Source organism: Roseburia sp. 831b, assembly GCF_001940165.2.
GTDB lineage: Bacteria > Bacillota > Clostridia > Lachnospirales > Lachnospiraceae > Roseburia.
In genome coordinates, this window is the sequence record NZ_CP135162.1 from 2888903 (window position 1) to 2912628 (window position 23726).

The 23726-nt window shown below is 41.3% G+C and carries 25 protein-coding genes and 1 pseudogene; 21 read left to right on the forward strand and 5 right to left on the reverse strand.

The window, feature by feature from the left end; all coding sequences use genetic code 11:
- Positions 1-435: 435 nt before the first annotated feature.
- The 3 genes from BIV16_RS13395 to metG are packed head-to-tail and all read left to right on the forward strand — an operon-like array spanning position 436 to position 3166.
- Positions 436-732 carry a nucleotidyltransferase family protein gene (locus BIV16_RS13395; protein ID WP_075680184.1) on the forward strand — a complete coding sequence of 99 codons (297 nt, stop codon included), beginning with the start codon at positions 436-438 and terminating at the stop codon, positions 730-732.
- Positions 719-1135, forward strand: a complete 417-nt coding sequence (locus tag BIV16_RS13400) for an HI0074 family nucleotidyltransferase substrate-binding subunit (RefSeq protein WP_075680183.1) — start codon at positions 719-721, stop codon at positions 1133-1135. The genes BIV16_RS13395 and BIV16_RS13400 overlap by 14 nt, the downstream gene beginning before the upstream one ends.
- Before the next feature lie 30 nt (positions 1136-1165).
- Positions 1166-3166, forward strand: a complete 2001-nt coding sequence (gene metG, locus BIV16_RS13405) for a methionine--tRNA ligase (RefSeq protein WP_242940351.1) — start codon at positions 1166-1168, stop codon at positions 3164-3166.
- A 162-nt stretch (positions 3167-3328) separates the two neighbouring features.
- Here the strand turns inward: metG and BIV16_RS13410 are convergent, their stop codons facing one another.
- Genes BIV16_RS13410 through BIV16_RS13420 form a run of 3 tightly spaced genes read right to left on the reverse strand, consistent with a single transcriptional unit; the run spans position 3329 to position 6580 of the window.
- Positions 3329-4492 carry an ABC transporter permease gene (locus tag BIV16_RS13410; RefSeq protein ID WP_075680181.1) on the reverse strand — a complete coding sequence of 388 codons (1164 nt, stop codon included), beginning with the start codon at positions 4490-4492 and terminating at the stop codon, positions 3329-3331.
- Positions 4479-5627, reverse strand: a complete 1149-nt coding sequence (locus BIV16_RS13415; RefSeq protein ID WP_075680180.1) for an ABC transporter permease — start codon at positions 5625-5627, stop codon at positions 4479-4481. The genes BIV16_RS13410 and BIV16_RS13415 overlap by 14 nt, the downstream gene beginning before the upstream one ends.
- 11 nt (positions 5628-5638) lie before the next feature.
- Positions 5639-6580, reverse strand: a complete 942-nt coding sequence (locus BIV16_RS13420; protein WP_075680179.1) for an ABC transporter ATP-binding protein — start codon at positions 6578-6580, stop codon at positions 5639-5641.
- A gap of 235 nt (positions 6581-6815) precedes the next feature.
- On the opposite strand from BIV16_RS13420, the gene BIV16_RS13425 reads away from it, so the two are divergent.
- Genes BIV16_RS13425 through BIV16_RS13435 form a run of 3 tightly spaced genes read left to right on the forward strand, consistent with a single transcriptional unit; the run spans position 6816 to position 9299 of the window.
- On the forward strand, positions 6816-7901 hold the full coding sequence (locus BIV16_RS13425) for a sensor histidine kinase (RefSeq protein ID WP_075680178.1): 1086 nt from the start codon (positions 6816-6818) through the stop codon (positions 7899-7901).
- Positions 7882-8514: a response regulator transcription factor gene (locus BIV16_RS13430; protein WP_075680177.1), complete on the forward strand. Its 633-nt coding sequence runs from the start codon at positions 7882-7884 to the stop codon at positions 8512-8514. Before BIV16_RS13425 ends, BIV16_RS13430 begins: the two co-directional genes overlap by 20 nt.
- 8 nt (positions 8515-8522) lie before the next feature.
- Entirely contained in the window at positions 8523-9299 is a 777-nt protein-coding gene (locus BIV16_RS13435; RefSeq protein WP_075680176.1) for a TatD family hydrolase, read from the forward strand.
- On the opposite strand, the gene BIV16_RS13440 is transcribed toward BIV16_RS13435, so the two are convergent.
- On the reverse strand, positions 9279-10109 hold the full coding sequence (locus tag BIV16_RS13440) for a TIGR03915 family putative DNA repair protein (RefSeq protein ID WP_075680175.1): 831 nt from the start codon (positions 10107-10109) through the stop codon (positions 9279-9281). The genes BIV16_RS13435 and BIV16_RS13440 overlap by 21 nt on opposite strands.
- Complete coding sequence (locus BIV16_RS13445; protein ID WP_075680174.1) at positions 10067-11407, reverse strand: putative DNA modification/repair radical SAM protein; 1341 nt, start codon at positions 11405-11407, stop codon at positions 10067-10069. The genes BIV16_RS13440 and BIV16_RS13445 overlap by 43 nt, the downstream gene beginning before the upstream one ends.
- Before the next feature lie 1246 nt (positions 11408-12653).
- Between BIV16_RS13445 and fliB the strand changes: the two genes are divergently transcribed.
- The 15 genes and pseudogenes from fliB to BIV16_RS13520 all read left to right on the forward strand — a co-directional run bounded on the left by fliB (position 12654) and on the right by BIV16_RS13520 (position 23670).
- Positions 12654-13925 carry a flagellin lysine-N-methylase gene (gene fliB, locus BIV16_RS13450; RefSeq protein WP_242940350.1) on the forward strand — a complete coding sequence of 424 codons (1272 nt, stop codon included), beginning with the start codon at positions 12654-12656 and terminating at the stop codon, positions 13923-13925.
- Between the two features lie 40 nt (positions 13926-13965).
- Entirely contained in the window at positions 13966-14256 is a 291-nt protein-coding gene (locus BIV16_RS13455) for a hypothetical protein (RefSeq protein ID WP_330546318.1), read from the forward strand.
- A 149-nt stretch (positions 14257-14405) separates the two neighbouring features.
- Positions 14406-15128, forward strand: a pseudogene (locus tag BIV16_RS13460) (class I SAM-dependent methyltransferase).
- Positions 15129-15248: 120 nt separating this feature from the next.
- On the forward strand, positions 15249-15653 hold the full coding sequence (locus BIV16_RS13465; RefSeq protein WP_075680173.1) for a serine/threonine protein phosphatase: 405 nt from the start codon (positions 15249-15251) through the stop codon (positions 15651-15653).
- A 14-nt stretch (positions 15654-15667) separates the two neighbouring features.
- A complete protein-coding gene (gene rsmA, locus BIV16_RS13470; RefSeq protein WP_075680172.1) occupies positions 15668-16540 on the forward strand; it encodes a 16S rRNA (adenine(1518)-N(6)/adenine(1519)-N(6))-dimethyltransferase RsmA in 873 nt (290 codons plus the stop codon).
- A gap of 51 nt (positions 16541-16591) precedes the next feature.
- A complete protein-coding gene (locus BIV16_RS13475) occupies positions 16592-17494 on the forward strand; it encodes a hypothetical protein (protein ID WP_075680171.1) in 903 nt (300 codons plus the stop codon).
- Between the two features lie 197 nt (positions 17495-17691).
- Complete coding sequence (locus tag BIV16_RS13480; protein WP_075680170.1) at positions 17692-17865, forward strand: helix-turn-helix domain-containing protein; 174 nt, start codon at positions 17692-17694, stop codon at positions 17863-17865.
- Positions 17862-18086 carry a DUF3791 domain-containing protein gene (locus BIV16_RS13485; RefSeq protein WP_075680169.1) on the forward strand — a complete coding sequence of 75 codons (225 nt, stop codon included), beginning with the start codon at positions 17862-17864 and terminating at the stop codon, positions 18084-18086. The genes BIV16_RS13480 and BIV16_RS13485 overlap by 4 nt, the downstream gene beginning before the upstream one ends.
- Positions 18083-18640, forward strand: a complete 558-nt coding sequence (locus BIV16_RS13490) for a DUF3990 domain-containing protein (protein ID WP_075680168.1) — start codon at positions 18083-18085, stop codon at positions 18638-18640. Before BIV16_RS13485 ends, BIV16_RS13490 begins: the two co-directional genes overlap by 4 nt.
- Positions 18640-18879 (forward strand): hypothetical protein, encoded by a 240-nt coding sequence (locus tag BIV16_RS13495; RefSeq protein ID WP_075680167.1) that lies wholly within the window; start codon positions 18640-18642, stop codon positions 18877-18879. Before BIV16_RS13490 ends, BIV16_RS13495 begins: the two co-directional genes overlap by 1 nt.
- A gap of 68 nt (positions 18880-18947) precedes the next feature.
- Positions 18948-19961, forward strand: a complete 1014-nt coding sequence (locus BIV16_RS13500) for a SpoIID/LytB domain-containing protein (protein ID WP_075680166.1) — start codon at positions 18948-18950, stop codon at positions 19959-19961.
- A 91-nt stretch (positions 19962-20052) separates the two neighbouring features.
- On the forward strand, positions 20053-20814 hold the full coding sequence (locus tag BIV16_RS13505) for a M23 family metallopeptidase (protein WP_075680284.1): 762 nt from the start codon (positions 20053-20055) through the stop codon (positions 20812-20814).
- Positions 20815-20943: 129 nt separating this feature from the next.
- Positions 20944-22569 carry a tetratricopeptide repeat-containing diguanylate cyclase gene (locus BIV16_RS13510; RefSeq protein ID WP_075680165.1) on the forward strand — a complete coding sequence of 542 codons (1626 nt, stop codon included), beginning with the start codon at positions 20944-20946 and terminating at the stop codon, positions 22567-22569.
- Between the two features lie 287 nt (positions 22570-22856).
- Positions 22857-23261: a MerR family transcriptional regulator gene (locus tag BIV16_RS13515; RefSeq protein WP_075680164.1), complete on the forward strand. Its 405-nt coding sequence runs from the start codon at positions 22857-22859 to the stop codon at positions 23259-23261.
- Complete coding sequence (locus tag BIV16_RS13520; protein ID WP_159435928.1) at positions 23170-23670, forward strand: hypothetical protein; 501 nt, start codon at positions 23170-23172, stop codon at positions 23668-23670. The genes BIV16_RS13515 and BIV16_RS13520 overlap by 92 nt, the downstream gene beginning before the upstream one ends.
- Positions 23671-23726 lie beyond the last annotated feature (56 nt).

Genomic DNA, 23726 nt, shown 5'->3' on the forward strand with positions numbered 1-23726 from the left:
TTTGAAAAAGTGAAATTAGGGGATTAAGAATGCTTGACTTTCCGTATGTTCCGTGCTAACCTTAACAAGATATAGATAAGTAAACACGAGGAAAAAGAGAGTACATCCCTTAGAACTTTACAGAGAAGTTTTTGAATGAGATGCATCCGCATACATTCGCTGAGAGAAAACGGGCAAAGAGAGATGGAAGATGGCTTTGGAGTGGCAGAGCTGAACGAAAAGCACTACATTTACAAACGTAGTTGAATTTCGATAAGTTTTGACAGGACCGCCTGTTATAGCGGTAGAACGTAACAACAAATGTTGCGTCAATGAGGCTTTCTCTGCAAAGAGAAGGTAAAGAGAAGTGGTACCACGGGTAGCAGCTCGTCTTCTGGAATCACCTGTTCATCAGGTTGTTCCGGGAGGCGGGCTTTTTTAGTTTAGGAGGCAGATATGACGCAGGATACCGGATTGAAGGCGCAGGTTATAGAAGAAATTCGTGAGCTTGCGAAGAAGTATCAATTGGAAAAAGTAATTCTTTTTGGTTCAAGAGCAAGAGGAACCTTTCAAAAGACAAGCGATATTGATTTGGCGGTATCAGGCGGAGACAAGACGATGTTCTCCCTGGATGTTGAGGAAGAGACGTCAACACTTCTGACGTATGATGTCGTTGATCTGGATGCTGCCATTCAGGATAACTTAAGAGCTGCGATAGAAAAGGAGGGAATTCTTCTTTATGAAAAAGTATGAGAATTATGTTTCGAATCTGAATATTCTTGTAAAGGCAGAAAAGGAAGACCTGGAAAATGAGTTTATCATTAGCGGTATCATTGATAAGTTTATGTTACAGTTTGAACTTGGCTGGAAGGTGATGAAGGAATTTCTAAAATATGAAGGCAGTCAGGTTGCTAACACAGGTTCGCCAAGAGAAATTATCAAAGCTGCCTATCGTATTTATGCAGACTGCATGGAGGAGGATGTGTGGATAGAAATGCTGAAAAGCCGAAATAATATGACACACATCTACGATGGAAATGCAGCAAAACGGCTGGTAGATGATATTTTGCACAAATTTGTGCCAGCATTTGTCAGATTACAAAACGGTCTGATTGCCAGATATGGTGACCACATCTATGAAATTGATAATCAATAATATGGATTAATAAAGAAAGGTAAGGAAAAAATGAGTAACAAGGGAAAATTTTATATGACAACAGCGATTGCCTATACATCAGGCAAACCGCATATCGGAAATACTTACGAAATCGTGCTTGCAGATGCAATTGCAAGATACAAAAGATTAGAAGGTTATGATGTTTACCTTCAGACCGGAACCGATGAACACGGTCAGAAAATCCAGGAAAAGGCAGAAAAAGCCGGTATTACACCAAAAGAGTATGTAGATAATGTTTCTGGAGAAGTAAAAAGAATCTGGGATTTGATGAACACTTCCTATAACAACTTCATCCGCACAACAGATGAGGACCACGAGAAACAGGTCAAGAAAATTTTCAAGAAATTATACGATCAGGGCGACATCTACAAGGGCGCTTATGAAGGCATGTACTGTACGCCATGTGAATCTTTCTGGACAGAGTCACAGTTAGTAGATGGAAAATGTCCGGACTGCGGACGTGAAGTACAGCCGGCAAAAGAGGAAGCATATTTCTTTAAAATGAGCAAATATGCGGATCGTCTGATTGATTACATCAACACACATCCAGAGTTCATTCAGCCGGTATCCCGTAAAAATGAGATGATGAATAACTTCCTTCTTCCAGGATTGCAGGATCTTTGTGTATCCAGAACCTCTTTTAGCTGGGGAATTCCGGTAGATTTTGATCCAAAGCATGTTGTTTATGTATGGTTAGATGCTCTTACCAACTACATCACCAAAATCGGATATGATGCAGATGGAAATTCCTCTGAATTATTCAAGAAAAACTGGCCAGCAGACCTTCATTTGATTGGAAAAGATATTGTTCGTTTCCATACTATTTATTGGCCAATTTTCCTGATGGCATTGGATCTTCCATTACCAAAACAGGTATTTGGACACCCATGGTTGCTTCAGGGCGGCGATAAGATGAGTAAATCCAAAGGAAACGTTATCTACGCAGATGATATGGTTGATTTATTTGGTGTAGATGCAACACGTTACTTCGTATTGCATGAGATGCCATTTGAAAACGACGGTGTCATCACCTGGGAGTTAGTAATCGAGCGTTTCAACTCCGATCTTGCAAACGTGCTTGGAAACCTGGTAAACAGAACCGTTTCTATGACAAACAAATATTTTGACGGCGTGATTACAAAGACCGGTGTGACAGACACCATGGATGAAGATTTGAAGGCAGTTGTAACAGGAACAAGAGATAAGGTTGCGAAGAAAATGGAGACACTTCGTGTCGCAGATGCAATCTCTGAAGTATTCGCATTGTTCAAACGCTGCAACAAATACATCGATGAGACAACACCTTGGGTTCTTGCAAAAGACGAGGCAAAGAAAGACCGCCTGAGCGAAGTACTTTACAACTTAGTAGAATCTTTAACAATCGGTGCAAGCCTTTTACACAGCTTTTTACCAGAGACCGCAGAAAAAATTGTGGCACAGCTTCATACAGAATTAAGAGAGTTTGATGTCTTAGATCAGTTTGGTCTTGCAAAATCAGGAGAAAAAGTAACAGATAAGCCGGAAATCTTATTTGCACGTTTAGACTTAAAAGAGGTTATGCCAAAAGTTGAGGCAATCCAGGCTGCACAGAAGGCAGAGTTTGAAGCAGAACAGCGAGCAAATGGGGAAGAAGTTTCTGAAGGAGCAAAAGAAGAAGAAAACGTCATTGACATTGAGCCAAAGGACGAGATTGAATATGATGATTTCATGAAAATGCAGTTCCAGGTTGGCGAAATCATCGCCTGCGAAGCAGTAGAGAAATCCAAGAAATTACTTTGTTCCCAGGTTAAAATCGGAAGCCAGGTAAAACAGATTGTTTCCGGCATCCGTAAGCACTACACTCCAGAAGAGATGGTAGGAAAAAAAGTAATGGTTCTTGTAAACTTAAAACCTGCAAAATTAGCCGGAGTACTTTCTGAGGGAATGTTGCTTTGCGCTGAGGATGAAAATGGAGAACTTGCTTTGATGGTTCCAGAGAAGAAAATGCCAAGCGGAGCAGAAATCTGCTAAGAAAAGGATATAGTTTCTTAAATGGTATTTTGTTCCAGATTGTAAGAGAAAAAGTAAGCTTGAATAAGAAAGCTGTAAATAAGAAAAAGGGCTGGAGTACTAGCAGATTGCATAGTGCTCCAGTCTTTTTTGACGGGTAGCTTTTTTTGAGAGCCAACTTTTTTACCTGTGCTGCTTGTGCAATTTTGTCGTAACCAGAGCTGCAACAAACAGTGCAATCGCAAATAAAATCTGAATGCCGATGCCCTGCCAGTAGACAGCAGAATCAAAAGCAAGGTCGCTAAAGCCGCCAAGCATGTCGTTGTTCTTCGTGTACCAGTAAGCTGGCAGAAAACGGGATGCTGCGATAATATTGTCTGCTAACATGGACTGAGGAACAAAGATACCGCATAGAAAGCACATTCCAAGTCCGACAACGTTTGAAACCATGGTGATTACATTTGTCTTCGGGGAAAAGGCACTGGTAAAAAGTGTCATAGCCACACAAAACAAAAGAAATACAAAACTGTTTAACATACCGTAAAGAGAGTTTGTTTTTAAAAAGGCTTTTTGGTAACAAACCAGTCCAAGCAAAAGAAAGGCTGCCCAGGCAATCAGGCTATAAAGAGTGGCGCTAAGCGCAATCTGCCCATTCCGGTTGTGAAAGGAAAGTGACGAGCAAAGGGTCCGCTCTTTCAATTCGTTTTGATTCATAATAACCAGAAGCGGTGATAATCCTGAGACAATTAAGGAAAACAAAACGTATGGAAGGTAACGGTAAAAATAGAAAACATACATATTTTTATCTGTGCAGTCTTTCGATTCGAACTGTACAGTTTTGACACTTGTTGCGGCTGCAATACCGAGATTGGTTTTGGAAATAGCATCCTCCAAGGAATAACCACCGGCAAGATATAGCTGGAGTGATTTCAGGTAAGAAGTAATCTGCTGATCAATAAAGTGTCCGTTTGCGCTGTCCGGTATTTTCACATTTGTCAGGATACCATCTGTTTTTTCAGCGGTAAGTGCTGTCTCAAATCCTGCCGGGATGGTAAGGATATAGTCGACATAACGGTAATAAAGGTTATCCTGTAAGGTTTCCGGGTCGTCCGGCAAGGAGACCAGATGATGGATAGAACCAAGATAATCCGTCAACGCAGCACTTGCGTCAGAATCGTCATGGTCGATGATGCAGACATTCAAAGAGGATGACTGAAAGTTTGAAGTAAAATTTTTATCTGCGTTAAGTGTCATTAATAGGCAGACAATTGCAAATATGATAAAGTATAAGCATATCGATGGAATTCGTTTTCGCGCTATTTTGAAAAAGGCATTAAAGACTTGCATATTTGTTCCTCCTGACTAAGATAAATCCGCCAACAAATAATACAGCGGAAAGAATGAGCAAGGAAAAAATGTTTTGCCAGTATCGGTCATACGAGCTGTAAATGGTCAGCGAATAGAAGCAGTCCGAAATTCTTGCAGCAGGATTGATTTTATTGACAAATGGTGCATATTTTTCCAGATAAATGCGGATATTTCCCATCATAAGTCCACTTAAGAAGCAGCAGAACAACGTTCCGCCCATCAAAATTCCATCTTTGGCATAGCGGCTCATGTGACCGATACTTCCGATGAAAAATCCCAGTGAAACGCCAGTAAGACATCCGGCAAAAATACCCAGCATGGAATATCCAAACTGATTTCCAAAATTAACTTTTAAGATAAATTGTAAGTAGAACAGACAGATTGTGACGCAGGCTGCCTGAACCAAAACATTAGCAGCAAGACCTCCAAGAAGGCTGATAAATTTATGCACAGGTGAAATATTTTTTCTTGCACCCAGGTCAGAAAGATTTGCCTGATTTTCAATTGCAATTGCATTTCCGGCCATGCAGGCGTAGAGACAGGTCATCGCAATCAGATTAAAAAAATAAGTGACAGCCTGGTCAAGTGTGCCATCGGAATAGGAGGTTTCACGGTTATAGGAAACATCTTTGGAAAAAAGGTCTACGACAGCACTCATATTTTCCGGATGTTCCTTGGCAATGTCGTAGATAGCATTGTAGTGCATCTGAAAGGTCTGTACGAAGGAGTTTAGAATGCTCTGCTGTAATTTGGCAGACGGCATCTCAGAAGAGATGGTAAGAGAAATTTCATCTCCACCGTAAAGAATCCCGTCTACTTCTTTTTGCTCTAAAAGATGAAGAGCATTTTCATTGGTTGTATAGGTAGCTTCTAAAAACTGGTCTTCGCCAGGTTCGCTCATCGTGTCTATGATAGATTGAAATTCGGCTGCCCGTTCAGATTCATCCAGGACGACAGCAACGGGAATGGCATCGAACGCCTCGTCCGAGTCAAGATTTCCGAATGCAAAATAGAAGAAAGTTCCTAAAATGATTGGAAAAGCGAGACACCAGAACAGTTGCGATTTGTTTCGGAAAAGCTCGATGAGTGCATATTTAAAAGAATGAAAAAACATACGTGACCTCCTTAATCCCTTAATTCTTTTCCGGTAATTTCCAAAAAGACATCATTCAATGTAGGCAGCTCTGAGTAGACACGGCCAAAGGAAAGATTCCTTTGCTGTAAGGTGTCCAGGATACGAAGCAGGTTGTGTTTGCCACCGCTGCAAAGAATGGTAAGGGTATGATTTTCAAAATTGACATCGTAGACATGTTTGATGGAGCGAATGCAAGCAAGATCCTCCTTGGAGATGTCTAGAATCTCAATGGTAATGGTTTCACTTTTCTTAATCATCTGCTTGAGTTCCTCTTTTGTGCCGAGTGCTAAATTCCGTCCTTTATCCATGATGGCAATCCGGGTGCAGATTTGTTCGACTTCTTCCATATAATGGGAGGTGTAAATAATCGTTGCCCCCTGGCGGTTTAGTTCCTGAATGCCTTCTAGAATCTTATTCCGGCTTTGCGGGTCAACGGCAACGGTCGGTTCATCAAGAATAATTAATTTTGGTTTGTGTGCAATACCGCATGCAATATTAAGACGGCGTAGAAGACCACCGGATAATTTTTTCGGGTAAAATTTTTGGAAATCTTCAAGTCCTACAAAGGATATCGCATCCTCAATATATTGTTTGCGAAGCTTTTTATCACGGATGTAAAGACCGCAGAAGTAATCAATATTTTCATAGACGGTCAAATCGTCGAAAACGGCAACGTTTTGCATGACAACACCAATCTGGCGTTTTAGGTCGTAGCTGTTTGGATGCATTTCTTTTCCAAAAACTTCGATGGTTCCCTTATCGAAGGATAATAAGGATAAGATGCAATTGATTGTGGTTGTTTTTCCGGAACCGTTAGGACCAAGAAGTCCAAAGATTTCGCCTTCCTCAATCTCTAAGTTAAAATGGTCAAGCGCCACAAGATCTTTGTAACGCTTCACAAGATTCTCCACTTTGACAACGGGTGTATTCATAACAAACCTCCTATATAGTGTGATGCCGGGCAGATTTTTGAACAGGTCTGCTAGATGCGGCAAGCTTTTCTTTTTCTAAATTCAGTATAGAGGATAACGTGCAGTCTGATAAGTGAACAGCGTCAGAAGATAATATGACATTTGTCATGAGAATGGTAATTTTAGGGTGAAAATCAAGGGAAGGACTTGCAAAAAGGGATAGTAAATGTTTTGATAGATAAGTAGGGGGTGAAGAATGCGTCAGCTTATCGATAAAGTGTTTCTCTATATCCTGGGAATTATTATGATGACAACAATGGACAGCTTTGCGGAGCCGGTACAGATTTTGTTGCTTGCATTTATCTGGACAGGATTGGGGAGCTATGTTAAAAATGAAAAAATGGTATACGTGCTGTTGTGCAGTTATGTTTTACTGTGTTTCGGTGATGCGAATTATATTTATTTTTTGCCACTTATTGTATATGAGAGCGGAATAAGGAAGCAACGATGTGGTTATTTTGCGCTTTTTACCGTGTTTTATGGCGTGTCTGCCTATGAAGTGTGGCAGATAATCCTTTGGTTTCTTTCGGCGGCGCTGTCAGTGTATCTTGCTGAGCAGACTTCAAAGATTCAGGAGCTTCAGGAAGAAAAGATCTGGCTGCGAGATACAAGTGTGGAACTAAATCTTGCGCTCAAAGAGAAAAACCAGAATCTGATGGAACGGCAGGATTATGAGATTCATCTTGCGACTCTGCGGGAACGAAATCGAATCGCAAGGGAAATTCATGATAACGTAGGGCATATGTTGTCACGTTCTATTTTACAGATAGGTGCGCTTACGACAATTTATAAGGAAGAACCGGTGCATGGGCAGCTGCTGAGTGTAAATGACACGCTGAATACGGCAATGAATAATATCCGGGAAAGTGTGCATGATTTGCATGATGATGCGATTGATTTAAGGCAGGCGATGACAGAGATTGCAAAACCGATGCAAGACAATTACGAGGTAAAACTTGATTACGATATGTCTAAGGTAGTGCCAAATCCCGTAAAGTATTGCTTTCTTACGATTGTAAAAGAGGCAATGTCAAACATTGTAAAACATAGTGATGCAGATATGATTACGATTCTCGTGCGGGAGCATCCGGCATTTTACCAGCTTGCCATTGAGGACAATGGAAGTAAGGAGCCAAAGAACCTGGAAGGCGGAATCGGACTTGGAAATATGCAGGAACGTGTCAATGCTTTACATGGAAATTTTCATGTGAAGTATGAGCAGGGATTTAAGATAAATGTATCTGTAAAAAAGGAGAGGGAACATGAAAGTTTTAGTGATTGATGATGATAGTCTGGTGGCAATTTCGTTAAAAACAATTTTAGAGGCAGATGCTGATATCGAAGTGGCTGCAATTGGTCATAATGGAAAAGAAGCAGTCGCATTTTATGAGAAATACAAACCGGATGTTTTGCTCATGGATATCCGAATGGAGGAAATGAGCGGATTAGAAGCCGCAGAACAGATTTTAAAGCGGAATTTAGATGCAAAAATTCTGTTTTTGACGACATTTTCGGATGATGAATATATAGTAAAAGCGCTAAGTATTGGTGCAAAAGGATATATTTTAAAACAGGATTTTGAAGGAATCGTGCCAGCATTAAAGGCGGTTCATGGAGGACAGAGTGTGTTTGGCGGGGAGATTGTGACAAAGATTCCCGTATTAAAACAAAGCAAGGCGGAGTTTGATTACGCACAGTATGAGATTAGTGAAAAAGAGCAAGGCATCATTGAACTTGTGGCGGAGGGATTCAGCAACCGGGAGATTTCGGAGAAACTTTTCTTAAGTGAGGGAACCGTCAGAAATTACATCAGCAGTGTATTAGAAAAGTTAAATCTTCGGGATCGTACGCAGTTGGCTGTATTTTATTATAAAAATGTAAGAAACGAAAGGTAAGAGGAAGTATGATATTTGAAACACATGCTCATTATGATGATGAGTGTTTTACGGAGGATCAGGATGCGTTAATCAAAAGTATGCCGGAAAAAGGAATTGGCAGGATTATCAATGTCGGGTCTTCGATAGAATCAACCAAAACAACGCTTGAACTTGCAAAAAAATATGATTATGTTTATGCAGCAGTCGGGGTACATCCAAGTGATATAGATGGACTTAACGAAGATACTTTTGCATGGTTAAAGGAGCAGACAGCCTGGGAAAAGACCGTTGCAATCGGGGAAATCGGTCTGGATTATTATTGGGATAAAGAGCCGGAAGTACAGGAAAGACAGCGAGAGTGGTTTCGCCGTCAGATGGAACTTGCAAGGGAAGTAAATCTTCCAGTGATTATTCATTCCAGGGATGCAGCCGAAGATACCATGCGCCTTATGAAAGAAATCCACGCACAGGAGATACCGGGTGTCATTCACTGTTATTCCTATTCCAAGGAAATGGCACAGGAGTTTATCAAAATGGGATATTACATCGGTGTCGGCGGTGTTGTCACTTTTAAAAATGCAAAGAAATTAAAGGAGACTGTCGAGGCAATTCCGTTGGAGAGAATTCTGTTAGAGACAGATTGCCCGTACATGGCACCGGAACCACACCGCGGAACGAGAAACGATTCTTCTAATATTCCGTATGTGATTGCAAAAATTGCTGAGCTAAAACAAGTGTCGGAAGCCGAGGTAGAAAGAGTCACAGAGCAAAATGCAAGGACTCTATTTCGCAAGGTGCGATAGTTCTACGGTGTCCTTCCAAAATCGTTTTGGAATATTTTGAGCCTGAAGCTTTGGATTCTCCCTGGCTTCGATGGCAATATGCTCAAAGAAGGTCAGCCAGAGTTCCTGGTACAAGGATTCTTTTTCGGAGAGCTGCGTCAGAATCTCCTGATTTAGGTCAGAGGCATCCGTCAAGGCATAGTAGGTTCCAGATTTATGAATGGCGGCAAGTTTCCGGGTCTCATCATAGATTAGGAAGTTCTCCTGTGGCAGGCGGTCAGTAAAATGCTCTGCAAGAATCGGCAGGCAGTGATTTTGTGGGTGTATTACTGAAAATAGTACACCGTTTGCCAGCTCCTGAAACCGGAGGAATCCCAACAGATGGTGTGCCTCATTGTGTGTGGCACGGGATAAATCAAACACACGGTGAATGTATGGATTCCCTAAATAGTGAAGGACAGAGGCACCAAAAGGAATATCAGAGCCCTGCGGTTTCTTTAAGGCGTAACAGATGGTAAAGTAGACCGCATTTGCTTTATCCATAGACTTCTTTTTCCCGGAGGTGTCAACGGCAAGAATGGCGGAGACAATCGTCTCGTAGAACTCTTCGCCTAGTTTTTCATATAAGGTATGGCGAACCTTTGCGGCTTTTTCAAAGGAGACCGGTACCGGAATGTATTCCGTAAAAAGTTGATAGTTTGCATCGGGATGGCAGGATAGACCAATATCCTGCTCCTTTAAGGTATCGCGATGGGCAACTTTAAACGCGAAAGCGTCATACACACCGGTTAAGATCCCATCAATGCTGTTTTCGCAGACGAAGATATACATAAAGAATCCTCCATACTTGTGTCAAAAAGGCTTAATTGCTGATAACCACTGTTTCGAATTTCTTTTGGAATCATGGTTTTGTCTCCGATTAGGTTGCGGCAGATATAATCCTCTTCTAATTTGGTGTGATACATCATGTGACCGGAGCAGGTGATAAAATAAAGTGCCCGTTTTAAGACCACACCAATCTTTTTTAAATCAGAGAAATCGAGCCGGCTCATGCGTCTTGCTTTCACAATTCGCTGGGCTGATTTGGCACCAATGCCAGGGACACGAAGAAGTGTGCGATAATCAGCTTTGTTGATTTCTACCGGAAAAAGTTCCAAATGGCGCAGCGCCCAGTCACATTTCGGATCTAAGTAAATATTAAAATCAGGTCGGTCCTCGGAGAGCAGTTCATTCACCTTGAAATGATAATAGCGAAGCAAAAAGTCAGCCTGATAGAGCCGGTGTTCACGAAGAAGTGGTGGACCGCCAGGTAGAACCGGCAGATTTGCGTTATGGTTGACGTTGACAAACGCAGAGTAAAAGACACGTTTTAAATCAAAATTCTGGTAAAGTCCTTCTGCAACACTCATAATCTGGTAATCTGTTTCGGGTGTGGCGCCAATAATCATCTGGGTACTTTGACCTGCAGGAACAAATTTCGGTGTCTTTTGGTAGAGCATCAGTTCATTTTTATTCTCCGTGATACCATTTTGAATCATACGCATTGGCTTTAGAATGGTATGTCTTGATTTGTGTGGGGCAAGCTGCCTTAGACTGCCGGTGGTTGGCAGCTCCAAGTTAATGCTCATGCGGTCGGCTAAAAATCCGGTTTTTTCAATCAAAAGAGGATCTGCACCCGGAATCGCCTTCACATGGATATAGCCGTTAAAATGGTGTCTGACGCGCAGCTGATAAAGCGTCTGATAAATCAGATCCATCGTGTAATTGGGACTAATCAGAATGCCGGAACTTAAGAATAGCCCCTCGATATAATTTCTTCTGTAAAATTCCATTGTAATCTCACAAACTTCATCTGGGGTAAAAGAAGCACGTGGAATGTCGGAATTACAGTTGTTCTGGCAATAGGAGCAGTTGAAAATACATTCATTGGTGAAAAGAATCTTTAATAAGGAAACACAGCGTCCATCTGCAGAAAAAGTATGACAGATTCCGGCGGCAATGGAATTCCCCATGCCATCCTTCGTACCGGAACGGTCCACACCGCTTGACGTACAAGCAACATCATATTTTGCTGCATCGGTTAAGATTGCTAATTTTTCCATCAGGGAAAGATTCTGTTGAATGTTCATCTGAAATCTCCTCGTGTTTTTCTTGTCGAAGTTTTGCAAAAGTCTTACAAAATAATTTACTAAAAAGTTTAAAAGTAATTTCTTTTAAGAGTTATCAAAACAAGAACATCTGTTCGGAATAATCATAACACACTAATATATAAAAAGCAATACAAAATCGAATGTTTGTTCGAAAACTTCAAAACATCAAAAAGAAAAATGCGGGTGGATAAAGGTAGCCGTTACATTCCCTGCATTTTTGATGATTATTTGTTATAGGCATTTTGGCGAGCAAAATATTATGATTATTTTATTTTGACTAATAGATTTTCATGCTATATGCAGATGTCGTGTCACTTTGTTTTTGTATGCACAGTGATTTACATGCTGTATGCACAGTGATTTACATGCCTAATTGACGTTTTATAAATTCAGGCATGCGCATTCGAGTGCTTTTTTTTCTTTTATGCGTGCCTGATGCCCTATTTCTAGGAAAAGGCATGCATTTTATATGGATGCATTTGCACTTTTACAGTGCTTATAGACATTTTCGTGTTCGTAGGCATGTATTTTCTGTGTTCAAGTTACATGCCAAACAAGCAAATAATTGCTAAAGGCACAGCAAATTCCTTCCAACACCAGTGTGGCGCGCGTGCCAAACAGGCAAATAATTGCTAAAGGCACAGCAAATTCCTCCCAACATCAGCGCAGCGCGCGTGCGAAACAAGCAAGTAATTACCCAAGGCACAGCGAATTCCTCTAAACACCTTCGCAGCGCGCGTGCCTAACATCCCAATCCATGTCAAAGGCATGATTATAAAAAAGAATTCTGCAAGCAGGATTTTCCGCCTGTAGCGGGTCGCATTTGTGACACTATTCAACTCTGCCGCAGTGCAATCCTCGTGGAGCATTTTTATGTAATAGGAACGAAATTTCCTATTATATAAAGAGAGTTATCATATTCCTTACGGTATGCAGTGCGAAAGGAGGAGCCGGGAATTAACAGTAACATCAAGAATATATGCTACATCTTGGCAGATGCCCCGGATGAAAGGTTATTCCAATACAGTCGGCGGTCAAATAAAAAATAGTTCCCTATCGCGACAGAAAGAAACAAGATTGCGCAGTTAAAAGAAATCAGAAGGTGCGATAGAAAGAAGCCAGAATCGGTTGATTTTTCAAGCATCATTTTGTATGATATTTTGTAATATCGTTCTTTTGCACCACAAAAGAACAAATATGGATTACAGGAAGTTATGGGAGTAGAATGAAAAAAGAGATAAAACCGGATTTTTACAAGAAATTCCAATGTATTGCCGGAGAATGTGAAATTACCTGCTGTCAGGAGTGGAAGATAGCGGTGGATGAGGATATCCGGAAGAGATGGGAGAATATTACGCCAGGCTCCACAGAAAAACTAACCGATTATATAGAAGAAAAAGAAGGCACATCCGTGATTCGGTTAAAAGAGAATCACAAATGTCCGTTCCTAAACAAAGAAAAATTATGTAAACTTGTGATGGAGTATGGAGAGGAGACACTTTCGAAGACGTGTCAGCTTTTTCCGCGACAGATTCATGAATTTTCGGACCGGACGGAATATGCGCTTGTGACCTGCTGTCCGGAGGTGGTGGACATGCTTTCAAAGGAAAAACCATTCGAGAGCGCCGACCTGTTGGAGAAGGAAAAATCACTCGATGGCATCGGCCTGTTGGAGAAAGAAAAACCATTCGAGAGCGCCGACCTGCTGAAACAGGAGAATGACCTTCAACGCTCTACCGAAAAACAAGATTTCTTAGCTCAAATCCGCTACCTGATCTGTTCCATCTTAGAAAATGAGGCTTACTCTGTAGAAAAGGCACTCAAAATGTCCTTTTATGTGCTGCTTGACATTTTGGAAAAAGCAGGCATGCCGAATCGGAATGCACGCAGACAAAAGCGGGTATCGCTGGATGACTACGGAATTAACTACAAATGTATTTCGTTGGAAGCATACCAGGAAGAGGCGTTGCAGGAATTGTCGGATGCCATGGATGCGATGGAACAGGATGCACTTGCAACGCTCGAGGAACGCAATGAACTGTTTTTGGATTTGGCAGAAAATTACCGCAAGGAGGGGCTTTACACTGCGTATTTAGAGCCAATTGCGCAGCTTGCGGAATCATATAGCGAGAACGGATATGACGAGGCTCTTTTGGACAAGAATGAGTCGTTTGAAAAAGAATTTGTAAAATATGAGACACTTCTTCGCAGATACTTTTTGCAGGAGATTTACGCAGATTTTCTGCTCCCGGAATCCAATTTACAGGACCTTGTTGTTGCATTTCAGTGGATTGGCATAGAATATGCTGCAATCCACCAGGCGCTCTTTTTGCGTTTCCAGCTGGAAAAAGAGGAGCTGCCATACAAGACGGTGCGCAACTATCTTGTTGTGATTGCCCGCATGATGGGGTATGATGAGGATGATATCACAGAATATTTGCAGAACAGTTTCCAAAACCTGATTTGGGAATGGGGCTATTTTGCACTGATTGTATAGAACAGCAATTGCGCAAAACCAGCGCAAGAATGGAGAATAGATGGAAGAATTAAAAGAAAAGCTTGCACTGCTTACCGAAAATGCATTGCAAAAAATAATCATCAGCAAGCCGGTCGACAAGGCGTCTGAGATTCGCAAGATTGTGGTTGAGCAGAAGAAGGCGTATTATCAGGCTGCGCGCTACACGGAGAAACAGGTTTTTCATGACAATGTGGAAAAAGAAGCACTTGCCACTTATTTATATGAAAAAATGATACACGATTTTTTACAGCTGAATGCATTTGATGAAGAAAAAGAATACATGCTGATGCTTTCGAAGAAGGGAAAATGACCCTTAAGGCGAAGAAAAAAGAGAAAGGTGCCGCAAAGGTTGAGACCGAGCATAATCGGAAGAAGCGCTATATTTTAGAGGAGGGCAAGGTCATTCCTCCGCTCGTAGATATGGGGATTTTTACAAAAGAAGGAAAAATAGTGCGCTCCATGTATGACAAGTTCCGCCAGATTAACCGTTTTCTTGAAATTGTAGATGATGGCGTGAAAGAATATACAAAAGATGAAATTCACATCATTGATTTTGGCTGTGGAAAGTCCTACCTGACGTTCATTCTGTACTACTATTTTACGGAAATCAAGCATTTATAGGCACAGGTAGTCGGTCTTGATTTGAAAAAAGATGTCATCGCAAAATGTAATGAGACGGCAAAAAAATATGGTTATGACGGACTTCGCTTTGAGTTAGGCGATATCAACGGATATCAGACACCGTTTGAGGTGGATATGGTGGTGACTTTGCATGCATGTGATGTGGCGACAGATTTTGCACTGTACAATGCGATAAACTGGAAGGCAGGCATGATTTTTTCCGTGCCATGCTGCCAGCACGAGCTCAATAAGCAGATGAAAACGGAGGATTTTGCCCTGCTGACAAGATATGGAATTATCAAGGAACGTTTTGCGGCGCTCACAACAGATGCAATCCGTGCAAATCTTTTGGAATACTGCGGGTACCGCACGCAGATGTTAGAATTTATCGATTTTGAGCAGACGCCGAAGAACCTGTTAATCCGCGCCGTGCGAAAACCGGTTGTGCCATCTTCTGTCAGGAAAAAATATCTTGCAGAGGTACACCAGGTGATGGAGGAATTCCAGGTTGATCCGATGCTATATCGCCTGTTAAAAGAGGACGGAAGAATTTCTTGCTAGAAAAAGTAAGTCATGCTAAAATTTTAAGAGGATTTATCACAAAATCATAAGAAAAAAGACACAAACGGAACACAATTTTTTTACAAAATAGAACATGTTCCGAAGAAAGGTAATAGAGGAATGGAAGATATTTTTACACAGTTTCCGGATAAGGAAACATTTGATGCATACTGGAACAAGAATTACGTGCCGCTGACCTATGAGGATGTACGTGAAGAATTTGAAAATTATGTCAAAGAGGTGGAAGGGCATGTTTACCTTTCCGATTATGAGGAAAACGGATGCGTTTCCAAGGCTGATTTTTTGGAAAATTTATCGCAGGATGCGCAGTTTATGTTTCAGGATACACTGACCGAGATTTTTTACGAGAAAAATCCGACGCTGTACGAAGTTGCGTTTGCGTTGTATGAAGAGGCGCAGATGAATGGTGCAGGGGATCAGAATGTTGCAAAGACTTTTCATGAGACTTATCAGAATCTGTATCGCGACTTCATGAACCAGTTATTCGATGAGAAGCTTGCCTAGCAGGAGGAAAAAGGATGGCATCATTAGGAATCCCGCAGAATACCATTGAGGTTCTGCAAAAATATCATTTTAATTTTCAAAAAAAATTCGGACAGAACTTTTTGATTGATACGCATGTATTGGAAAAAATCATTGAGTCAGCGGAAATCACCAAAGAGGACCTCGTGTTAGAAGTAGGACCGGGAATCGGAACCATGACACAATATCTGTGTGAAAATGCAAGAGAAGTAATCGCGGTGGAAATCGACAAGAACCTGATTCCAATTTTAGCGGATACGTTAAGTGAGTACGATAACGTTACCGTCATCAACGAAGATATTTTAAAGGTTGACATAAAGAAACTTGCCGAAGAGCGAAATGGTGGAAAACCAATCAAGGTGGTAGCAAACCTGCCATATTACATCACGACGCCAATCATCATGGGACTTTTTGAAAGTCATGTTCCGATTGACAGCATCACAATTATGGTGCAAAAAGAGGTTGCGGACCGTATGCAGGTTGGACCGGGAACCAAAGAATATGGCGCACTTTCCCTTGCGGTACAGTATTATGCAAAACCGGAGATTGTGGCAAATGTTCCACCGAACTGTTTTATGCCACGGCCAAATGTAGGAAGTGCCGTGATTCGCCTGACCAGACATGAGCAGGTTCCGGTGCAGGTTGAGGATGAAAAATTAATGTTTCGTCTGATTCGTGCTTCCTTTAACCAGAGAAGAAAGACGCTGGTCAACGGATTAAACAATTCCCCTGAGATTCATCTTCCAAAAGAAGTGATTCAGGAAAGCATTGAGGAGCTGGGATTCCCGGCAACCATTCGAGGGGAAGCACTTACATTAGAACAGTTTGCGCAGTTAAGTAATATAATAGGTAGCAAACTGAAAGCTTAGATATAAATGTCCCATAAATAGGACAAATGCAAAAAAGAGAGGGAAATAGACATGGATGAAAATCAGAATGTAACAACAGAAGAGCAGAATTTGAATGAGCAGAGTGTTCCACAGCAGGATGTTGCAGCGGATAGTCAGCCGGTTTACCAGCAGAATGAGCAGCAGCAGAATACACAGTACCAGCAGAATGGCGGACAGCAGGGGAACCCATATCAGCAGAACGCGCAGTATGGATACAATACACAGCAGCAAAATGCACAGTACGGACAGAATGCGCAGTATGGACAGAACGCTGGACAGCAGGGGAACCCATATCAGCAGAACGCACAGTACGGATACAATACACAGCAGCAGAACGCACAGTACGGATATAATACACAACAGCAGAATGCACAGTATCAGCAGAATGCACAGTATCAGCAGAATGCACAGTACGGACAGAACATGTACAATCAGGCATACCAGAATCCACCAGTTTACATGAACGCGAATGGTGCGATGCCTCAGTCACAAAAACCAGTAAAAGATGCGTTTTGTAATATCCTTCTTGTGTTGAATCCACTTCTTCTTCTGGTTGGATTTATGACAATGTTTGGAATGGTAAAGACGATGACAGGTTCTATGATGTATGGACTTTACCGAACAACTTCTCCATACTTAGTTGTTTATGTCGCTGGAATTATTCTTATGCTGTTGTTAGGTGTTGCAGCGATTGTATTTCTGATTCTTGATATCGTGCGGGTACATAAGAGTGGCGCACCAATCACCGGATTAATTCTGTTTGCAATCTTTTTAAGACAGGGTTATTATATCTGGAGAGCACATGTTTTAAAAAGAAATATGACATTCCCGATTGTATACACCGTTATTTATGCGCTGTTAACGATTGCGTATACGGTTTACAGTTGTGGAATATTAGCGAATCTTGTGAATTATGTGACTTATATGATGTAATAAAGAGCATAATTAGAATAGAAGAGTCTGTTGAACCAGTTGATGATTGGATACGGCAGACTCTTTTTTTATTATGCTCAATAGGGTGTAGTTATAAGGTGAATTAACAATTGACGCAATGCGTAGAATTGGTATATGATACTTATAAGAGGTGAAGTGTATTGATATCAGAAGACGTAAGAGAATTAAGGACTTGTATGGGGATGAATCGTAGAGAATTTTGCGACTATTTTTCCATTCCATATCGTACAATGTCCGATTGGGAGGCAGGAAAACGTAAGATGCCAGAATATTTGCTTAAATTAATGGAATATAAGGCGAGAGTTGAAAATTTGATTAATGAAGATAATTCTATGGAGGAAATCAAATGAGTGCACGGGAAAAGGAAGTCCTAAATATGCAGCTTACATTAATTCCATTGCTTGCAGATAAATGGAAGAAAAGCTACAGAGAACTGTCAAAATTATTTCATAATTATGATGTCCTTAATTATATTGATGCGTGTTATGAAAACTACAACTCCACAGGCAACCAGGGTATTATTGATGATTTGAAAGAATACATTGAAATGCAAGGGGGAAAGGTTGAGTGAAGAAATTATATCATGGATCTGTAAGTGACTTTGATGTGATTGATTTATCACAGGGTAAAGGGTATAAGGATTTTGGAAAAGGATTTTATGCAACGGCGGTAAAAGAGCACGCTGAAAGGCTTGCAATCAGAAATAAAGGTATTTTAATAAAACGGCAGAAAGTACTGAGGGAAAGAAACCCGAAATTGAAATTAGAACAACCGATGGCATATTGTTATAATCTTTTATATGATGACGAGGTTGAAAATTTAAAAACGAAAGTTTTTAGAACAGCGGATGCAGAATGGTTGAGATTTATTGTTGCGAACAGGAAAAGTCCAGTCTCAGTTCATGATTTTGACATTGTGATTGGTCCCACGGCAGATGCGCAGACTACAACGATTATAAATGAAAATATGGAAGAGTTGGAACAATCGAATTTTAGTGAGGAGGTTTGCAACAAAGTGATAACCGAACTTCAACCGGAAAATTTACCGAAACAATATTTTTTCGGTACGAATAAGGCACTCAAAACTTTAGAATTTGACAGGGTAAAAAGGAAGGTGATTCCGTGATGGTTAGAAGTACAGACATAAAAAAAGTTGTTAGAATTACAGCTGCTTATTTGGTTGAACAACTGATGCAGTATAAGGGGTGTACAAGGGATTGTGCGGTAGAAATGCTTATGCAAACATCAGTGTACGAGGCACTTATGGATTTTGAGACGGAACTGTATTTAGAATCCAAAGAAGCTGTATGGGATATTTTGAAGGAAGAACTATCCGGGAATCCATATAAGATGTTGCAGATTTAAAATAAAAATTTCCAGGAATCGAAAATCTCCTTTGTTCATATACTGAATGGACAAGGAGATTTTTTATTGTGAAAAAAAGAAAAGAAAATGGCTTGGAACGTTTATTGTCAATTACAATTGTAGTTATAATGCTGCCACTTCTTGTGACCGTAATCTGGCAGAGCATGGAGAGTGAACGCCTGCTAGGGCTCATGTCGGAGCCGCAGACAACGGAGGAAGTGGCGGAGCCGGAACAAGGAGAGTTAGGGCAGGCGGAGTCCGAGCAAGTAGATTCCGGGCAGGTGGAAGCTGAACAGGTGGAGGCATTGTTGCCCGGAATCGTGGCAAAGGAAATGGAAACGGACGCGCCCGTGGAGGCGCTAAAGGCGCAGTGTGTTATTGCACGGACCAATGTTTATCTGGCGAGAGAATCTGGAAAAAATGACCCGGATGGTTTTACGACCGCGCAGATGAAAGAAATATTTGGCGAAAAGGAATATCAGGAGCAGTACCGGCAGTTAGAGCAGATGGTACACAGCACAAAAAATCAGGTGCTCACCTGGCAGGATGATTACATAGACGCAGAGTACCATGCAATCAGTGCCGGAATGACCCGTTCCATTGTAGAGGCAGCACCCCAGGCAGATTTCCCATACCTCACACAAGTTTTATGTAAACCTGATTTGAGCGCCCGGCGTTATTTAAGTGTTCATTATTGGAAAGAGAAAGATTTTTTGAAAAAATGTAAGGAGACATTTCCGGAAGCAGGTTGGGAAGAAGGGGAGAAAGTTCACATCAACCAGGAGAATGTTCCAAATCAGTTGTGTATTCTCACAAGAGATGCGGGCGATTATGTTTTGACGATACAGGTTGCGGGGCAGGAGTTGTCAGGAGAGGAATTTCGCGAAAAAATGGGGCTCAATTCCGCATGTTTTTCGATAGAGGAAGAGGAAGGAACCGTGCGGATTGTGACAAAAGGCCTCGGACATGGATATGGACTAAGCCAGAATACGGCAATACAGATGGCAAAAGACGGGGAGTCTTATCAGGATATTTTAACTTATTTTTTTCCGGGAACACAGCTAACGGACTGTATAAAGTAAAAAAAAGCGGAAACACTATAGTTAACAGTGAAAGATGTAGAGAATGTCTTTATGTTTCACTAAAAAAGAAAAGACTATGGGTGGTGACGCTATGAAAAAGAAGAGAGCAGCCGCTTTTTGGCGGAAAAAACAGTATGTGATTGCAGGAACCTTAATCATATTAGCCGTGATTGGTCTTACCTGGTTTTACACAGGGGAGCAGACCAAGGAGCGCGCCAGAAAAGAGCAGGAACTTGCAAAGCAGGCAAAAGAGTTAGAAGAGCAGGTAGCATTGACACAGGAAGAGACAGAAGAGCAGGTTGAGGCGGTGTCGTCTTTTGTGGCTCCGGAAGTGGAGAATGAAAAGGCAGAAGTCGCAGCCTTGGAAGAAGCAGAGCAGCAGGAAGAAGAAAAAGAGGAACCGGCAAAAGAAACTACAAATGTAGCTGAAACATTACATTTTTCTGCGGAAGATGGATTGTCATGGCCGATGCAAGGGGATGTAATTTTAAATTACAGCATGAACCAGACGGTATATTTTGCAACACTAGACCAGTACAAGTATAATCCGGGCGTTGTGATTGCCGGAAATGTAAATGACAAGGTTTATGCGGTCGCAAAGGGACAGATTACGCACATTGCAAACAACGAGGAGACTGGATGCACGATGACAATGGACCTTGGAGATGGCTACACCGCAACCTACGGACAGCTAAAGGAACTGAATTTTAAAGAAGGGGATTACGTGGAAGAAGGACAGGTCGTCGGTTATGTCAGCGAGCCAACCAAATATTTTGCGGTAGAAGGCAGCAACCTGTATTTTGAAATTGACAAAGACGGTGTTCCACAAGACCCCGTCACGATGTTCCAGTAACGAGGATAAAAATGGAAAAACGTGATTTTGACCGCAGGGAAATTTCTTGAATTGTCGTAAATTTTCGCTTATACTAATGGGAGTTGCTCAGCACGGAATGTCAGAAAGAAAGAAGAGGATTTGCTAACGATGGATTTTAGAGAGTATGGCAATAAGGTAAGAGAATGGATTCAGAATGTTCTCGACAATCGGGGAATTAATGCAGAGCTGACTTTGAAAAATTGTACGGAAATCGAAAACTATGCGGTTGAGAACAACGACATGAAGTTACTGGGATTTGCCTGTTATCATATGGGCGAAACCTATTATGTGCTCAACGATGCAGAGCGTTTATTTAAATATATGACAAGAGCCCTGTCCTGTCTGGATAGCACAGGACAGTGGGAGCTTGTGGCAAGAGCCTATAATATTATGGCAATCACATCGTCAAATCGTGGAAATGCACCGATTGCGATGGATTATTATCTGACAGGACTTAGTTACTGTAAAAAATACCAGTTAGAACTGGTAGAGCTGATTATCAATTCCAACATTGGCAATCTATACATGAACTGTGGACAGTACAAAGAGGCGCAGACATACTTTGAAAATGCTTATCAATACATCCGGCGGAATCTGCCAAATGAAGAGTATGAGAGTTATCTTGAGAGCATGTATGTGAATCTTGGAAAATGCTACATGAAGCGAAATTTGCTTGATAAGGCATACCAGTATGTGGAGCGCATAGAAAAAGAGTGTGCGAAGCATCTTTTTGGAACCGAGTTAGTGGAGCTGAACTGCTATAAAGCACGGCTGTTCCAGGAGATGGGAAGGACTGCAAAACGAGACGAATGTATCGATATCATACATAAGAATATTGGAAAACACATTGCAATCATGGATTTGTTTGATGATCTTTATGAGTACTGTGAGCTTTTGCTTGAAATAGACAAAGATAAGGAATTTTGGAATATAACCGGAATTCTGGAGAGTCTTGCAATGCAGGCGAAGCTGGTTAATCTTCAACGGAGAATGATTTCCTTGAAAATCCGTTATTACCGTAAAAACAATCAGAACGAAGAATACCTTACGGCAGCGGGGCAGTACTATACGATGACGGCAGTCCTGGAAAAAGAGAACCAATATATGGTAATCAACATGCTCAATGTCAGAAGCTCTTTAGAGCGCGCAAATGAGAGAAGACGCCAGATGGAGCAGGAAAATGAACTGCTGTTAAGGAAATCAGAGACCGATCCGCTTACCGGTATTGCAAATCGTTTCCGGCTAAATCAGGTGGCAGACGAGGCATTCCAGAAAGCGTTTACAGATGGAAACAGTCTTGCAATGGAAATCCTGGATGTTGACTATTTCAAACAATATAATGATAATTACGGGCATCAGGAAGGGGATAACTGTATTATTGCGATTGCGGAAGAATTGAGAAAATTACAGAATGAGCAGATTTTCTGTGCAAGATACGGCGGGGATGAGTTCGTGGTAATTTATCAGGGAATGTCGCTAGAGGAAGTGTTTGAAAAATCAAAAGAGCTGCGTGGCAATATCATGGAACGAAAGATTGCACACGAATACTCCAAGGCTCTTCCGATTGTCACAATCTCTCAGGGAATCTGCTGGGCGGTGCCACGAAATGAAAACAAATCATGGGATTATCTGCATGTGGCAGACACCATGCTATATCAGGTGAAAAGGAAAAAACGGAATGGAATCTGTGTAGGAACCATAGGTGCAACCGATGTTTTAAGAATGGAATGTTAAAGTAACCAAAGAGAAAATGCAGCATAGAATATCATGTAATGATACAACAATCCGCAATCGATTCCTCACAGTTATACCAAAGCATGCCATGACCGGTCAGCAGGGAAAAATACGACTTAAAAAATACTCTTTTTTCGATTGCTTTTTATAAGTGTCATCAGATTTTAAGGTGGCAGCTCCGGAGAAAAATCCGGAGTACATAGGAAAAAGAAGGAGAAATTTTAAAAATGTTTCAATAAGTAGAATCCGTAATAAAAAGGGCGGATATTGTTTTACGGAGAGAGGATATGAAGATACAATACACGATTCATGATGTTGCGGCACTGCTTGGAATCTCGGCAGATGCCATACGTTTATATGAAAAAGAAGACCTTGTAACGCCAAAGCGTAACCCACAGAACAGTTACCGTTATTATGGTTTTGAGGAAATTCAACGCATCATGGCAATCTCGCTTTACCGGAAACTGGGAGTTGGAATTGCACAGATACGCAAACTCTTGTCAGAACCGTCGTTTGGGGGCGTCAATAATCGATTTGACAATTTCATCGAAGAAAATGAAAAGGAGATTGTGCGGTTGCAAAACAGAACAGCTTCGTTTCATGAAGCAGCATCTGGAAAATCTTGCAGAGGGATTGGGAGCGTATTCGATAAGAGAGCTGCCGGACAGCTATATCGTGTTTCATCAGGATAATACATTTCTGGGCTATCAGGAGATTCAGAAAATCATTATCTCACCAATTTTTTCTTTTGGAAATTTCTGTTATCTGGCAGAAAAGACGGAAGGTAGTATATATAAAAGCCGTACGCTTGAATTTATCGTCCGTGCTCCGATGATTGAATTGACAGACTGGCGGGATGAGGCATCACATTTTCCGGTGCATGAGGCTTGTGAATGTGTTTATACGGTAAAGACAGCTTCGGAATGTGAGCGTGATTTATGGGATTTACAGGGAATGTTTGACTTCGCAGCAGAACGACAGCTTGTTCTAGAGGGCAGGGCGTATATTTTTTATGTTTTCAGCCTGATAAATGAGAACGCAATTGAAGATTATTACGAAGTTTATCTGCCAATTTGCGAAGGTGGGGGAAAAATTTCGTAAAATACAATTGACCCTAGACCGACTCCATACTTTATACTTTACGTAATGTGAAGATT

Bases quoted from the DNA above. Each gene is read 5' to 3' on its own strand.
- BIV16_RS13395 (WP_075680184.1), top strand. From the start codon at position 436: ATGACGCAGGATACCGGATTGAAGGCGCAGGTTATAGAAGAAATTCGT.
- BIV16_RS13400 (WP_075680183.1), top strand. From the start codon at position 719: ATGAAAAAGTATGAGAATTATGTTTCGAATCTGAATATTCTTGTAAAG.
- metG (WP_242940351.1), top strand. From the start codon at position 1,166: ATGAGTAACAAGGGAAAATTTTATATGACAACAGCGATTGCCTATACA.
- BIV16_RS13410 (WP_075680181.1), bottom strand. From the start codon at position 4,492: ATGCAAGTCTTTAATGCCTTTTTCAAAATAGCGCGAAAACGAATTCCA.
- BIV16_RS13415 (WP_075680180.1), bottom strand. From the start codon at position 5,627: ATGTTTTTTCATTCTTTTAAATATGCACTCATCGAGCTTTTCCGAAAC.
- BIV16_RS13420 (WP_075680179.1), bottom strand. From the start codon at position 6,580: ATGAATACACCCGTTGTCAAAGTGGAGAATCTTGTGAAGCGTTACAAA.
- BIV16_RS13425 (WP_075680178.1), top strand. From the start codon at position 6,816: ATGCGTCAGCTTATCGATAAAGTGTTTCTCTATATCCTGGGAATTATT.
- BIV16_RS13430 (WP_075680177.1), top strand. From the start codon at position 7,882: ATGAAAGTTTTAGTGATTGATGATGATAGTCTGGTGGCAATTTCGTTA.
- BIV16_RS13435 (WP_075680176.1), top strand. From the start codon at position 8,523: ATGATATTTGAAACACATGCTCATTATGATGATGAGTGTTTTACGGAG.
- BIV16_RS13440 (WP_075680175.1), bottom strand. From the start codon at position 10,109: ATGTATATCTTCGTCTGCGAAAACAGCATTGATGGGATCTTAACCGGT.
- BIV16_RS13445 (WP_075680174.1), bottom strand. From the start codon at position 11,407: ATGAACATTCAACAGAATCTTTCCCTGATGGAAAAATTAGCAATCTTA.
- fliB (WP_242940350.1), top strand. From the start codon at position 12,654: ATGAAAAAAGAGATAAAACCGGATTTTTACAAGAAATTCCAATGTATT.
- BIV16_RS13455 (WP_330546318.1), top strand. From the start codon at position 13,966: ATGGAAGAATTAAAAGAAAAGCTTGCACTGCTTACCGAAAATGCATTG.
- BIV16_RS13465 (WP_075680173.1), top strand. From the start codon at position 15,249: ATGGAAGATATTTTTACACAGTTTCCGGATAAGGAAACATTTGATGCA.
- rsmA (WP_075680172.1), top strand. From the start codon at position 15,668: ATGGCATCATTAGGAATCCCGCAGAATACCATTGAGGTTCTGCAAAAA.
- BIV16_RS13475 (WP_075680171.1), top strand. From the start codon at position 16,592: ATGGATGAAAATCAGAATGTAACAACAGAAGAGCAGAATTTGAATGAG.
- BIV16_RS13480 (WP_075680170.1), top strand. From the start codon at position 17,692: ATGGGGATGAATCGTAGAGAATTTTGCGACTATTTTTCCATTCCATAT.
- BIV16_RS13485 (WP_075680169.1), top strand. From the start codon at position 17,862: ATGAGTGCACGGGAAAAGGAAGTCCTAAATATGCAGCTTACATTAATT.
- BIV16_RS13495 (WP_075680167.1), top strand. From the start codon at position 18,640: ATGGTTAGAAGTACAGACATAAAAAAAGTTGTTAGAATTACAGCTGCT.
- BIV16_RS13505 (WP_075680284.1), top strand. From the start codon at position 20,053: ATGAAAAAGAAGAGAGCAGCCGCTTTTTGGCGGAAAAAACAGTATGTG.
- BIV16_RS13510 (WP_075680165.1), top strand. From the start codon at position 20,944: ATGGATTTTAGAGAGTATGGCAATAAGGTAAGAGAATGGATTCAGAAT.
- BIV16_RS13515 (WP_075680164.1), top strand. From the start codon at position 22,857: ATGAAGATACAATACACGATTCATGATGTTGCGGCACTGCTTGGAATC.
- BIV16_RS13520 (WP_159435928.1), top strand. From the start codon at position 23,170: ATGAAGCAGCATCTGGAAAATCTTGCAGAGGGATTGGGAGCGTATTCG.